Annotated in this window: 13 protein-coding genes; 10 read left to right on the forward strand and 3 right to left on the reverse strand. The window is 37.5% G+C overall.

Translation table 11 applies throughout. The features are described 5' to 3' along the window. Positions 1-145 precede the first annotated feature (145 nt). Positions 146-679 (forward strand): biofilm phosphatase Bph, encoded by a 534-nt coding sequence (gene bph, locus IGL17_RS02160; protein ID WP_002355538.1) that lies wholly within the window; start codon positions 146-148, stop codon positions 677-679. 87 nt (positions 680-766) lie between these two features. Here the strand turns inward: bph and IGL17_RS02165 are convergent, their stop codons facing one another. Beyond that, positions 767-1,198: a GNAT family N-acetyltransferase gene (locus tag IGL17_RS02165; protein ID WP_002373345.1), complete on the reverse strand. Its 432-nt coding sequence runs from the start codon at positions 1,196-1,198 to the stop codon at positions 767-769. A 75-nt stretch (positions 1,199-1,273) separates the two neighbouring features. On the opposite strand from IGL17_RS02165, the gene IGL17_RS02170 reads away from it, so the two are divergent. From IGL17_RS02170 to IGL17_RS02195, 6 genes are all read left to right on the forward strand, one after another. Continuing rightward, the gene (locus IGL17_RS02170) at positions 1,274-2,488 is read left to right on the forward strand and encodes an AI-2E family transporter (RefSeq protein ID WP_002384914.1); all 1,215 of its coding nucleotides are present in this window, start codon (positions 1,274-1,276) and stop codon (positions 2,486-2,488) included. Between the two features lie 174 nt (positions 2,489-2,662). Continuing rightward, the gene (locus IGL17_RS02175) at positions 2,663-4,042 is read left to right on the forward strand and encodes a hemolysin family protein (protein ID WP_002363168.1); all 1,380 of its coding nucleotides are present in this window, start codon (positions 2,663-2,665) and stop codon (positions 4,040-4,042) included. Positions 4,043-4,219: 177 nt separating this feature from the next. Next, entirely contained in the window at positions 4,220-5,794 is a 1,575-nt protein-coding gene (locus IGL17_RS02180) for a peptide chain release factor 3 (protein WP_002355543.1), read from the forward strand. A 175-nt stretch (positions 5,795-5,969) separates the two neighbouring features. Further along, positions 5,970-6,413 (forward strand): DUF3290 domain-containing protein, encoded by a 444-nt coding sequence (locus IGL17_RS02185; RefSeq protein ID WP_002355544.1) that lies wholly within the window; start codon positions 5,970-5,972, stop codon positions 6,411-6,413. Between the two features lie 15 nt (positions 6,414-6,428). Then, positions 6,429-7,076 carry a DUF421 domain-containing protein gene (locus IGL17_RS02190; protein ID WP_002355545.1) on the forward strand — a complete coding sequence of 216 codons (648 nt, stop codon included), beginning with the start codon at positions 6,429-6,431 and terminating at the stop codon, positions 7,074-7,076. Positions 7,077-7,142: 66 nt separating this feature from the next. Continuing rightward, positions 7,143-8,213 (forward strand): hypothetical protein, encoded by a 1,071-nt coding sequence (locus IGL17_RS02195; protein ID WP_016618156.1) that lies wholly within the window; start codon positions 7,143-7,145, stop codon positions 8,211-8,213. A gap of 41 nt (positions 8,214-8,254) precedes the next feature. On the opposite strand, the gene IGL17_RS02200 is transcribed toward IGL17_RS02195, so the two are convergent. Next, positions 8,255-8,569: a DUF1827 family protein gene (locus IGL17_RS02200; protein ID WP_002355547.1), complete on the reverse strand. Its 315-nt coding sequence runs from the start codon at positions 8,567-8,569 to the stop codon at positions 8,255-8,257. A gap of 194 nt (positions 8,570-8,763) precedes the next feature. Beyond that, the gene (locus IGL17_RS02205; RefSeq protein ID WP_002375936.1) at positions 8,764-11,004 is read right to left on the reverse strand and encodes an ATP-dependent Clp protease ATP-binding subunit; all 2,241 of its coding nucleotides are present in this window, start codon (positions 11,002-11,004) and stop codon (positions 8,764-8,766) included. A 301-nt stretch (positions 11,005-11,305) separates the two neighbouring features. Between IGL17_RS02205 and IGL17_RS02210 the strand changes: the two genes are divergently transcribed. The 3 genes from IGL17_RS02210 to ptsP all read left to right on the forward strand — a co-directional run bounded on the left by IGL17_RS02210 (position 11,306) and on the right by ptsP (position 13,661). Next, on the forward strand, positions 11,306-11,497 hold the full coding sequence (locus IGL17_RS02210) for a hypothetical protein (RefSeq protein WP_002366170.1): 192 nt from the start codon (positions 11,306-11,308) through the stop codon (positions 11,495-11,497). Between the two features lie 170 nt (positions 11,498-11,667). Continuing rightward, positions 11,668-11,934 (forward strand): phosphocarrier protein HPr, encoded by a 267-nt coding sequence (locus IGL17_RS02215; RefSeq protein ID WP_002355551.1) that lies wholly within the window; start codon positions 11,668-11,670, stop codon positions 11,932-11,934. Further along, positions 11,934-13,661, forward strand: coding sequence for a phosphoenolpyruvate--protein phosphotransferase (gene ptsP, locus IGL17_RS02220; protein ID WP_002361251.1), 1,728 nt, complete (start codon positions 11,934-11,936; stop codon positions 13,659-13,661). Before IGL17_RS02215 ends, ptsP begins: the two co-directional genes overlap by 1 nt.

A 13,661-nucleotide genomic window follows, 5' to 3' on the forward strand; every position in this document is an offset into this window, starting at 1 on the left:
GAATTAAATTTTTTCAGAAATCGTCTTCTTTAAGTGAACTCAATGTACGCAAACTCAAAAGATATGATATAATTATTTCGATATCGATGTATGAACACCCAAAAAGTAACAGTGCTTTACTTTATTTGGGGAAAGTTGGGGTATTATGGGAATTCCTAAAGAAGGCGAGTTTGTAACCATTCAGAGTTATAAACATGACGGACATTTACATCGAACGTGGCGTGATACGATGGTACTAAAAACGAGCGAGTATTCTTTAATTGGTGTGAACGATCACACGTTAGTAACGGAATCCGACGGACGTCGGTGGGTGACTCGTGAACCAGCCATTGTTTATTTTCACAAGAAATATTGGTTCAATATAATAGCAATGATTAGAGAAAAGGGGGTTTCGTATTACTGCAATCTGGCTTCGCCATATGTTTTAGATGACGAAGCGTTGAAGTATATTGATTATGATTTAGATATCAAGGTTTTTCCAGATGGTGAAAAACGTTTACTAGACGTTGATGAATATGAATTTCATAGCAAACTAATGGATTATCCAGAAGATATTGACTTCATTTTAAAAGAAAATGTCAAGACTTTAGTGGATTGGATTAATAACGAAAAAGGCCCCTTCTCGCCCGAATATGTAGATATCTGGTATCAACGTTATCAACAGCTATCAAAAAAATAGCCGATGTAAACAGCCCACAAAAGGAGCTTGGAGCATTAGCCAAAATGGCTAATGCTCCAAGCTCTAAATTTTCCGATTTAATTGGTGTTATAGTTCTTTATTCATTTCGTAGTGTTCAATGCCAGCATCCATAAAAGGTGCGCCTGTTTTTTGATAACCTAAACGTTCATAGAAGCCTACAGCGGTGACTTGTGCTCCTAGAGTAATCTTGTGGTAGCCTTGTTCTTTGGCAAAATTTTCCGCCGCTTCCATAATCACTCGTCCATAGTCGGCGCCACGGTAAGCTTTTTCAACGGCCATTCGTTGTAATTTCATAACGCCATTTTCTAGTGGAAGCAAGCGACAAGTTGCGACAGCTACATGATCCGTGTACAAAACAAAGTGAATACAATGTGCTTCATATTCATCGATTTCCATCTCTTCTGGTACCCCTTGTTCCGCTACGAATACGCGTTGACGAAGCCGGACAGCATCTAAATAAAGATCACTCATGGTATCTTTTGTTTGAGCTACATGCATAGAAAAACCCCCAAGTTCAGAATCTGTTTCTATTTTATTATACCACGAAAAAGTTCTAGCAATGAAGTATTCTCAATGACTGAGGGGGGAAGGTGTGATAAAATAAAACAGCAACAATTGAATAAAAATAAAGGAGGAGCCGCTGTGATTAATCGATTTAAAGAATCGAAATTATTTTTCTGGTCAGTTGAATTACTTGTCGTGGCCATGCTATTATTTATTGCTTCGAAAATTAATTTCTTATTTGCACCGATTGGGACATTCTTTTCAACGTTGTTTGCCCCAGTCTTAGTAGCAGGCTTTTTGTATTATTTACTAAATCCTGTGGTCAATCTACTAATGAAGACGAAAATGAAACGAATTTATGCCGTCTTACTGGTATTTTTATTACTAATCATCGCATTAGTTCTGATCTTATTAACAATTATCCCTAAGTTGGCAGATCAGCTAGCTAGTTTAGCATCAAGTATGCCGGATTTCTTTAAACAAGTGGAGACCTGGATTTATGAGATTGCGGAGTTACCTATTTTTAAACAAATTGATTTAACAAGCTATATTGAAAAAATGGATATTTCTTATGCAAATATTATCCAACAATTTTTAAGTAGTTTATCAAGTAGCTTAGGTTCAATCGTATCAACGGTGGCGTCAACCACTATTGTTTTGGTTACTGCGCCATTTATTTTATTTTATATGTTAAAAGATGGAGATAAGCTAGTACCAGCGATCCAACGCTTTTTACCTGAGAAAAGAAAAGATGATATTGTGGATCTTTTAGGACAATTGAACCAAACCTTATCCAGTTATATTAGTGGACAAGCGATTGAATGTTTATTTGTCGGTACATTTACGATTATTGGGTATTCATTGCTTGGCGTTCGTTATGCCTTTTTATTTGGTGTCATTGCCGGCTTTACGAATTTAATTCCCTATCTAGGCCCTTATCTAGGATTAGCGCCCGCTGTCTTAGTGACCATCTTTAATGAACCCGTCAAAGCAGCCTTATGTTGTTTAGTGGTGCTAGTGGTTCAACAATTGGACGGAAATATTATTTATCCAAACGTTATCGGAAAATCTCTAAAAATCCATCCATTAACGATTATTTTAATTTTATTGGTAGCAGGAAATTTAGCAGGTTTGCTAGGTATTTTCCTCGGCGTCCCATTTTACGCAATCTGCCGGACCATTATCTACTATGTTATTGATATGGTCAAAGCGGGTCGTAGTGAAAAAGTTACCAATGCCGTTCTTTTAGGGAATGAAACAAATACGAAAGAAAATAACGGTTAATGATTGAATCCGCTAATCTTTCGTGCTATGATTTTATGGATTAGGATAGAAAATAACCTGTCATAATACTGATTGTGTCTGTTTCTAAGCCTAACCATAAAAAGAGGAAGAACGTTAAAAGAGTACGAAAGTACAGCCTCGGAATTATCAACAATTAAGGAGAGAGAGAACATTATGAATAATGCTGACCCTGAGAGTCAGTCGCTAATTGCGCAACTTCTATTATTAGTCGTGTTGACGTTTATCAATGCCTTTTTGGCAGCGGCGGAAATTGCAGTCGTATCTGTTAACAAGAATCGTGTGGAACAAAAAGCGGAAGACGGCGACGCAAAAGCTCAAAAATTGCTTAAGGTATTGCAAGACCCCAATAACTTTTTATCCACAATCCAAGTAGGGATTACTTTGGTTAATATCCTATCTGGTGCTTCATTAGCAGAGACTTTATCTAGTCGTTTGGCCCCTGTATTAGGTGGCGGCGCCGCAGCTAAGAGTCTTGCCAGTATCATTATCTTAGCGTTGTTAACGTACGTTTCTATTGTATTTGGTGAATTATACCCTAAACGAATTGCCATGAATAAATCAGAAGAAGTCGCTCAATTGACTTCTGGTGCAGTCCGCTTTTTAGGAGTTATCGCGCGTCCCTTCGTTTGGTTGCTATCGGCTTCGACCGATTTATTATCCAAAATCACACCAATGACTTTCGATGATGCCGATTCGAAGATGACACGAGATGAAATGCGCTACATGCTTGAAACAGAAGGTGTTTTGGAAAACGAAGAACTAGAAATGCTACAAGGTGTCTTTTCATTAGATACAAAAGTGGCACGAGAAGTAATGGTTCCTCGGACAGACGCATTCATGGTTGACATCCAAGATGATGTCCAAGAAAACATCAATTTAATTTTAGGAGAAAATTATTCTCGGATTCCTGTTTATAGTGAAGACAAAGATAAAATTGTTGGTATTTTACATACCAAAACGTTACTAAAAGCTGCACGTAATTTAGGCTTTGAAAACATTGAATTAGGCGCGATTATCCAAGAACCATTATTTGTCCCAGAAACCATTTTTATTGATGATTTACTTTATGAGTTAAAACGAACACAAAACCAAATGGCGATTTTACTAGATGAATATGGCGGTGTTGTCGGTTTAGCAACACTGGAAGATTTACTAGAAGAAATCGTTGGTGAAATTGACGATGAAACAGATGAAGTAGAAAATTTATATACACAAGTGGCTGACAATGAATATTTGGTTCAAGGACGCATGTTAATTGACGAATTTAATGAAGTATTTGAAACAGATTTACACATGAGCGATGTTGATACAATGGCAGGTTACTTAATTACAGCATTAGGAACCATTCCTGATGAAGGGGAAAAACCTTCTTTTGAAGTGGGCAATATTAAGTTAACTGCTGAAGAAATGGAAGGCACACGTTTGCTAGTCTTACGCGTTCATTTCTACGATGAAGAAACTGTCGATGAAGAACCAGAAGAAAATCGTCGTTTTTTCCGTAAAGAAATGGAAGATGACGAACCAAGACGTTAAAAATAACCTGTGACATCAGTCGTTTTGACTAATGTCGCAGGTTTTCCTTTTAAAAAACAGCTAACAGCAGCTCTTTATTCTCAAGGTTTGACATGATATACTAGCAAAGGTTAATCAAAAATTATGCTGAAGAAAATAAATAAATAAATAAACATCACAAGTGATAAGGAGATTTTTATGACGATCAATCAAAAAGAAGCAGTCGATAGTCGCCGTACGTTTGCGATTATTTCCCATCCGGATGCTGGGAAAACAACGATTACTGAACAATTACTATTATTTGGGGGCGCCATCCGCCAAGCTGGAACCGTCAAAGGGAAAAAAACAGGGAACTTTGCCAAATCTGACTGGATGGAAATTGAAAAACAACGGGGAATTTCGGTAACGAGTTCTGTGATGCAATTTGACTATCAAGATAAACGGATTAATATCTTGGACACCCCAGGGCATGAGGATTTCTCAGAGGATACGTATCGGACATTGATGGCCGTAGATAGTGCTGTGATGGTTATTGACAGTGCCAAAGGGATTGAAGCACAAACGAAAAAACTTTTCCAAGTTGTTAAAAAACGTGGTATTCCAATTTTTACTTTTATTAACAAATTGGACCGTGACGGACGGGAACCATTGGAACTTTTAGAAGAATTGGAAGAACTATTGGATATTGAATCTTATCCAATGAACTGGCCAATTGGTATGGGAAAAGGTCTAGAAGGTCTATACGATATTTATAATGAACGCGTGGAATTATATCGTCCAGAAAATAATGGCGGGGAGCGTTTTATTCCTTTAAAAGATGGCGATATCCCAAGCGATTTACCATTGCACAATAACAGCGTTTATCAACAAGTGTTGGAAGATGTTGAGTTATTGGTAGAAGCAGGCGATGAATTTAGCGAGGAAAAAATCGCTCGTGGTGATCAAACGCCAGTCTTCTTCGGTTCTGCTTTGACAAACTTTGGGGTTCAAACATTTTTAGAAACCTTCTTACAATTTGCGCCTGCGCCACATGCGCATAAAACAGAAGAGGGTGGCGAAGTAAGTCCTTATGAAAAAGAATTTTCAGGCTTTGTCTTTAAAATTCAAGCGAATATGAACCCAGCCCATCGTGATCGAATTGCCTTTGTTCGAATTTGTTCAGGTGTTTTTGAAAGAGGCATGGACGTGACTTTAGGTAGAACAGGCAAAAAAGTCAAATTAAGTAACGTGACACAATTTATGGCGGATGCCCGCGAAAACGTCACAGAAGCTGTTGCAGGCGATATTATCGGCGTGTATGACACAGGAAATTACCAAATTGGCGATACTTTGTATGAAGGGAAAATGAATGTTCAATACGAAGAGTTGCCGTCATTTACCCCTGAATTATTCATGAAAGTGACTGCCAAAAACGTAATGAAACAAAAATCTTTCCATAAAGGAATTTACCAACTGGTTCAAGAAGGAGCCATTCAATTATACAAAACATATTTAACGGAAGAATATATCATTGGCGCCGTAGGTCAATTGCAGTTTGAAGTTTTCCAATACCGAATGTCTAATGAATACAATGCTGAAGTGGTAATGACGCCAATGGGTTCTAAAATTGCCCGCTGGATTAACCCAGAAGATTTAGATGAACGCATGAGCTCTAGCCGAAACATTTTGGCACGGGACCGTTTCGATCAACCATTGTTCTTATTTGAAAACCAATTTGCGGAACGCTGGTTTGCGGATAAATATCCAGATGTTGAACTGAAAAGTTTGATGTAAAATTAATTTGTAATCAATCAGTAGCTGAATCTTTAGAAGATTGAAGCTCGGCGCAATCATTCTCAAGATGATTGCGCTGAGCTTTTTCTTCTTATAAGGTATTAAAGCAGGCGTGATTGTTTTTTTTGAGATAGAATACTTACTATAACGAACCTATCAAGGAGTGGACAAGAACATGAATTTTTATGGCATCGAGTATTTAAAAAGCCAATCTAATTTAAATGATTACTTAAAGTATTTTTTTATTTTTGCTTTGTTAATCGGGCTAGTCATTGTGTTTAGTTTTTATGTGCGACATCAAATTCAAACGAAATATCGTGAATTAAGTATTATTATTTTTTTATCATTATTATTTGTTTTAGGGGTTCAATATTCCAATTATCAACTGAACCAAAATCAGCATTCACAATCTTCACAAATGGTACATTTTGTCGAACAAGTGGCACAGGAAAAAAAGGTTTCTCCAGAAAAAGTTTATGTCAATGGTACACAATTGGCTGACGGAACCATAGTTAAAATTGACGAAGTCTTTTACAAAATGAGTTTAAGTACGGATCAGCAGTCTTATACGTTACAAGAAACGTATTTATTAACACCAACGATTGAAATCATAAAGTAAAGTGAGGGAAAATTAATGCAGTTTTATAGTCCAATTATTATTAAATTTGCTTTAGGTATTATTTGTTTAATTGTCCAAATTAATTTGATGGGAAAAGGCAATTTGGCGCCCACATCGGCCATGGACCAAGTGCAAAACTATGTATTGGGGGGCATTATTGGTGGTGTTATTTATAATGATTCAATTACGGTGCTCCAATTTGTATTAGTGTTAATTTTGTGGACATTATTAGTCTTAATTTTAAAATTTGCAAAAGAACACAATCGCTATGTGAAGCAAATTGTGGATGGTAAACCCATTACTTTAATCAAGGATGGACAGGTTGTGGTGAAGGAATGTTTGAAAAATGGTATTTCTGCAAATGATCTGATGTTTAAATTACGAGCAAATGGTATTTATGAAGTCCAGCTTGTTAAACGGGCGGTTTTAGAACAAAATGGTCAATTAACAATCGTCGAATATGGCGATGAAAGTATTCGTTATCCGATTATTGTGGACGGTCAAGCCAACATGGATGTCCTAGAGTTAATCAAAAAAGATGAGCACTGGCTGTTAACGCAAATCCAAGAACAAGGCTTCCAAAGATTACAGGAAATCTATCTAGGTGAGTATTTATCTGGACAGTTAAGTTTATCGCCATATGAAGAAAAAACGATTTCTTAGCTATACTTTTCATCCTACTTATATTAAAATTAAATGGTAATTCAATGAGTTTTAAAAGGAGGAAAAATGAAAACTAAAAAGATAGTTGTCGGGTTATTTTGTTCAATGATTATTTTAATGGGGTGCCAACCAGATCAACGAACTGAAAAAATGAAAGAAAGTACTGAAGCAGAAGCAGTCCAAGTAACGAGTGGTGCCTCGGCAGCCACTAATGCCACTTCTGTAAAGCAGGAGGAGCAGACAAACACGAATGATCAACCGAATGAGAGTGCTGCCAAAGTGAGTTATGAGCGTAATGGACATACCTTTGAAGTTGATGCTGTTTCTGGCGCTACAGTAGAAGCTAATAATGGACAATCAGGAATTAGTCCAGAAGAAAAAGCCCAGAAGATGTATTGGTCAGGTCGTCCAGAAATCGGAGAAGTTCAAGGGGATTATTATCATCATGAAGTCGTGTTTGATGGCGGCTATACGGCTTTAATTGATGTCGTTGTTAAGGATCAACAAATTCAGTTAGTGGAATTTGATGAACGTGGACCTAAAAACTATTATTCTGAAGAATGGGCAGGAGTGACAAAACGTTTATCCGGCTATGCAAATTTTCAAGCGAACAACGCCCGAACTGATCAATCGTTAGTGACCGTTGTTAATACGATGACTTTTCTAGAAAATCAAATGGTTGCTGAAAATCGCCTAGATGGCGCATTCCAGACAGCCAAAGGTCAATCCAATAGCGCTAATAATGGTTATCTTCCTGCTGCTAGGGCTTTAGCCAAGGAAATCAAAGAACCTTCAAAAGAACATTATACAAGTCTAACAGAAGATTTTGGAGAGGGGCTTTCTGGACGTTTAACGGTTATTACGTTAAAAGATTCAGGGAAAATAACCGATCTTCGTTATGATGAATATTTTGCAGATACAGAAGAAGAGATTAAAGATGCGAAACTGAAGGCTTATTCTCGCCAATCAAAATATTTTTCTAAAGATTATGCTCAAAAATCGGGGGAAAATTTCAAAAAAGAAGTAGATGACTTAAGAAAAAAAGCAATTGAGGAAAATAAATTAGTCAGTCCGACAAATGAGGAAGCCTGGTCGGAAAATTATCAAAGGCTTGTAAAAAAAATAACGTCACAATAAATTAAAAAAACTGCCGAAGTGGGGAAACTTCGGCAGTTTTTTTAGTTTTCCATGAGGGAAACTTTTAATGGAACAGACACTTCGGTCACATGGTTTAACTCAATGATAGAAATTTCATCTGGGTCATAAGCCTCTTTAGGTAATCGTTTTAACAGTTTTGCTAAAATTTCTTTTACTTCTGTCGGACGAATGCGACGATTTTTATTCATAATCAGAACTTCCACATGGTGAGCTGCTTCTGAATAGACAGCGGTCGTGTTTCCTGCTGAGTAGACTTTTACAAAGTAAGCATCCGTGTTTTCCAATTGTTTATTTACTAATTGTTTGTAGCTATTGGTCACATTCACTAATTTCATTTTATCACCTCATTATAGTTGTGTGCTGCAAAAGAGCGTTTCCAATTATGTACAGGAGTTCCAGATTGAATTTTTTCTATGAGGAACAAGTATACGAATATCTTTCTTCTATTATAGTTTTTTTTGATGAAAATAAAAAGTGAAAAGCATAAAAAAATCCGCACGCATTGTTATTAATGCGTGTGGATTTTTGATTATTCTGCTTGGTCAGATGTTGAAGTTTCTGTTTTAGTCACTTCTTGTGCGCCAGTTACGATAATTTTACCTTCGTTATCTAACGCTGCGACTAATTGATGATTTTCAGGATGATCTAGATAGTATTCAGCAATGCCGTCTTCAATTTGTTCTTGAATTGTTCGACGTAAAGGACGAGCGCCCATTGCAGGATCATAACCTAAATCAACGAGTTTCTCTTTGACTTCTGTTGGAACCTCAATGTGTAATTTTTGTTTAGCTAATAAGCCATTTACTTCTTCTAACATCAAGCTGACAATGTTCATCAGGTTTTCTTTGCTTAATGCTTTGAATTCGATAATACCATCGAAACGGTTAAGGAATTCGGGGGTGAAGAAGTTGTTCAATTGACCTAAAACAGATTTAGTCACACCTTCACGGGCAGCGCCAAAGCCAACGTTGGCTTCCACAGCTCCTGTTCCAGCATTACTTGTCATGATAATGATGGTGTCTTTAAAGCTGACCGTACGACCTTGTGCATCTGTTAAACGACCATCGTCGAGAATTTGTAAAAACATGTGTAAAACATCAGGATGCGCTTTTTCAATTTCATCCAATAAAATTAAACTATAAGGATTACGACGGACTTTTTCTGTGAGTTGTCCAGCTTCGTCATAACCAACATAGCCTGGAGGAGAACCAATCAGTTTAGAAACACTGTGTTTTTCCATATACTCACTCATATCAAAACGAACCATCGAATCTTCTGAACCGAATAGCTCAAAGGCTAATTGTTTTGCTAATTCTGTTTTACCAACGCCTGTTGGCCCTACAAATAAGAAGGAACCAATTGGGCGGTTTTGTTTGCCTAGGCCTACACGATTGCGACGAATCGCTTTAGCTACTTTATCGACGGCATCATCTTGTCCGACAACATGAGCTTTTAAGTCAACAGCTAAATTTTTCAATTGGGTTTGTTCTTTTTCTTTTAAGTCACCGACAGGAATGCCAGTTTTTTGTTCCACAATGGCTTCAATATCTTTTTCAGTGATGACGGGTGTTTCTTCATCGCTGATTTGTTTTTCTTTCATTGCTTGTAATTTATTGATTTGATCACGATAATAAGCCGCTTTTTCAAAATCTTCTTCTGCGGAAGCTTGTTGTTTTTGTTGTTCCGCTTCTGCTAATTTTTTATCAATTGTTTTTGGATCGACGAGTTGGATAGTTAGATTCATTTTTGAACCAGATTCATCTAACAAGTCAATCGCTTTATCTGGTAAAAAGCGATCTTGAATGTAACGATTGGATAAGTTTGCTGCTGCGTTAATCGCTTCATCTGTATATTTAACATGATGATAATCTTCATAACGTTTTTGCAAACCATGTAAAATCGTTATGGTTTCGTCAACGGTTGGCTCATCTACTTGGACTGGTTGCATCCGACGTTCTAAGGCAGCATCTTTTTCAATAATACGGTACTCATTTAAAGTTGTGGCACCGACTAATTGTAATTCACCACGTGCTAAGGCTGGTTTTAAAATATTGCCAGCATCCATATTGCCATCACCAGCAGCACCAGCACCCACAATTTCATGGACTTCATCAATAAATAAAATGACATTTTCAGCTTCAGTGATTTCTTCAATCAATTTTTGCATCCGTTCTTCAAATTGTCCGCGAATACCAGTTCCTTGAACAAGTGAAACCACATCTAAACGAATGACTTCTTTGTCCAATAATTTTTGGGGCACATCGCCATCGACAATTTTTTGGGCTAAACCTTCGACAACGGCTGTTTTACCAACACCTGGTTCACCGATTAAAACGGGGTTGTTTTTTGTGCGGCGATTTAAGATTTCAATGACACGCTTAATTTCTTGGTCACGTCCTACCACAGGATCGATATCTCCTTGGCGTGCCGCTTCGGTGATGTTAATCCCATACTCGCCTAGTAAACCTTGACCAGCGCCAGCGCCTCCGCGAGGGGGTTGACCGCCATTACCACCATCACCAAATTGAGTGGGTGGTGTTTGTTGTTCATAAGGATTACCTTGTTGCATTTGGCGAGAAAGAGAACGATATAAATCGTCTAAACTCCCAAAGCCAAAAGGGTCTTGTCCCATATTTTGAGGGGAATTATTTGCTTGATTTTTTAATTTTTGATAGCAGCTTTGGCAATAGTCCAGTTGTTTTCTTTGACCATTCACATTTGCATATAAATGAATTGTTGCTTCATTTTGTTGACAATTTTGACAAATCATTGAATGAAACACATCCTTTCAAAATAACTGAGGCCAGAAAAATAGCTGTTTGCTCTATTATTTCTAGTAAACAGACCATTTTTCCTCAAACCAGCCAAGTACTAGATAGCAGGAATAAATTCTGTCTATAAAACCACTTGACCATTTTTGACCTTTGAGGTTATTATAGCATTTTTTGTAAGAGAATCAAGTAAAAGACCTTGTTTAAAAAAAGGCAAAGATTCGATTTTTTTACAGACAATTGCGCCATTTTCAAGTAAACTATAAGAGTTGATATTTAAGAGAAAGAGTGGTGAAATCAATGGCTGAAAATCCTTTTGTAGAAAAAATTGCTTCATTAAAAGCTGGAGAAATCTCTGAATTAATCGTGGAGCAAAATGAATTTTTCCAATTTCGTGATGCTTGGATTTCTTTGCCTGACCGCGCGGAAATTGTTGGAGAAGCGGGGTTAAATGGACGAATCATTTATCGTTACCAAAAAGAGGAAGAATAGTCAGTGCAAAACATCACGAAATTTAAGCAAAAAGTGTTGTGTAAGATAGAAAAAAATGGTAATCTTAGAAACTGAAAGGGTCTTTTTTCGAGTAGACGTTTGATTTTAGCGTATCAAGAAAGGAAAACCCTAACATAAAAATTTTTTATTTACGAAGGAGACCGATTTATATGGAAAAGAAAGAATTTCACATTGTAGCAGAAACAGGAATTCACGCACGTCCAGCTACTTTATTAGTACAAACTGCAAGCAAATTTAACTCAGATATTAACTTAGAATACAAAGGTAAATCTGTTAACTTAAAATCAATCATGGGCGTTATGTCTTTAGGCGTTGGTCAAGGTTCTGACGTAACAATCACTGTTGATGGTGCTGACGAAGCTGAAGGAATGGCAGCAATCGTTGAAACATTACAAAAAGAAGGATTGGCTGAATAATGTCTGAGATGCTAAAAGGGATTGCCGCAAGTGATGGCGTTGCTGTTGCTAAAGCTTACCTGCTAGTTCAACCTGACTTGTCTTTCAACAAAACTTCCGTAGAAGATACTGATGCAGAAGCAACTCGCTTAGACGATGCTTTAGCAAAATCTACTGAAGAGTTGCAAGCAATTCGCGACAAAGCAGCTCAAAGCCTTGGTGAAGCAGAAGCGCAAGTTTTCGATGCTCATTTAATGGTTTTATCTGACCCAGAAATGGTTGGTCAAATCAAACAAAATATCCAAGACAACAAAGTCAATGCAGAAGCTGCCTTGAAAGAAGTTACGGATATGTATATTGGTATGTTTGAAGCAATGGACGACAATGCTTACATGCAAGAGCGTGCAGCAGATATTCGTGACGTTGCCAAACGTATCTTAGCACATTTATTAGGTGTGACTCTTCCAAATCCTTCAATGATTAACGAAGAAGTCATCGTGGTTGCCCATGACTTAACACCTAGTGATACTGCACAATTAGACCGTACGTATGTTAAAGCCTTTGTTACAGACATCGGCGGACGTACTTCTCACTCAGCAATCATGGCTCGTTCGTTAGAAATCCCTGCAATCGTTGGTACAAAAGAAATTACTGACAAAGTAAAAGCAGGCGATATTTTAGCAGTGAACGGAATCATTGGGGATGTTATTATTGACCCAACAGATGCTGAAAAATCTGAATTTGAAGCAGAAGCAAAAGCTTATGCAGATCAAAAAGCAGAATGGGATAAACTAAAAAATGCAGAAACAGTGACAGCTGACGGCAAACATGTTGAGTTAGCTGCAAACATTGGTACACCAAAAGATTTAGAAGGCGTACACAAAAACGGCGGCGAAGCTGTTGGTTTATATCGTACAGAATTCTTATACATGGATTCATCTGACTTTCCAACTGAAGAGGACCAATACCAAGCGTATAAAGCAGTTCTTGAAGGAATGGAAGGAAAACCCGTTGTGGTTCGTACAATGGATATTGGTGGGGACAAAGAGCTTCCTTACCTAACATTACCACACGAAATGAACCCATTCTTAGGTTACCGTGCATTACGTATTAGCTTATCAGAACTAGGTGACGGCATGTTCCGTACACAAATGCGTGCATTATTACGTGCGTCTGTTCATGGTAACTTACGTATCATGTTCCCAATGGTTGCTACTTTGAAAGAATTTAGAGCAGCGAAAGCAATCTTTGAAGACGAAAAACAAAAATTAGTCAACGAAGGTGTTGAAGTTTCAAACGATATCCAAGTAGGTATTATGATTGAAATTCCAGCAGCTGCCGTATTAGCTGATAAATTTGCCAAAGAAGTTGACTTCTTTAGTGTTGGAACCAACGACTTAATCCAATACACAATGGCGGCAGACCGTATGAACGAACGCGTTTCTTACTTATACCAACCATACAACCCATCAATCTTACGTTTAATTAAAAATGTAATTGATGCAGCACACGCTGAAGGTAAATGGGCTGGTATGTGTGGTGAAATGGCGGGCGATCAAACAGCTGTTCCATTACTATTGGGTATGGGCTTAGATGAGTTCTCAATGAGTGCTACATCTATCCTTAAAACACGTAGCTTGATGAAACGTCTAGACACAACTAAAATGGCTGAACTTGCTGACCGCGCATTAAAAGAATGCGACACGATGGAAGAAGTCGTTGCATTAGTTGAAGAATATACAAAATAA

The organism is Enterococcus sp. AZ088 (assembly GCF_051714845.1).
GTDB lineage: Bacteria > Bacillota > Bacilli > Lactobacillales > Enterococcaceae > Enterococcus > Enterococcus faecalis.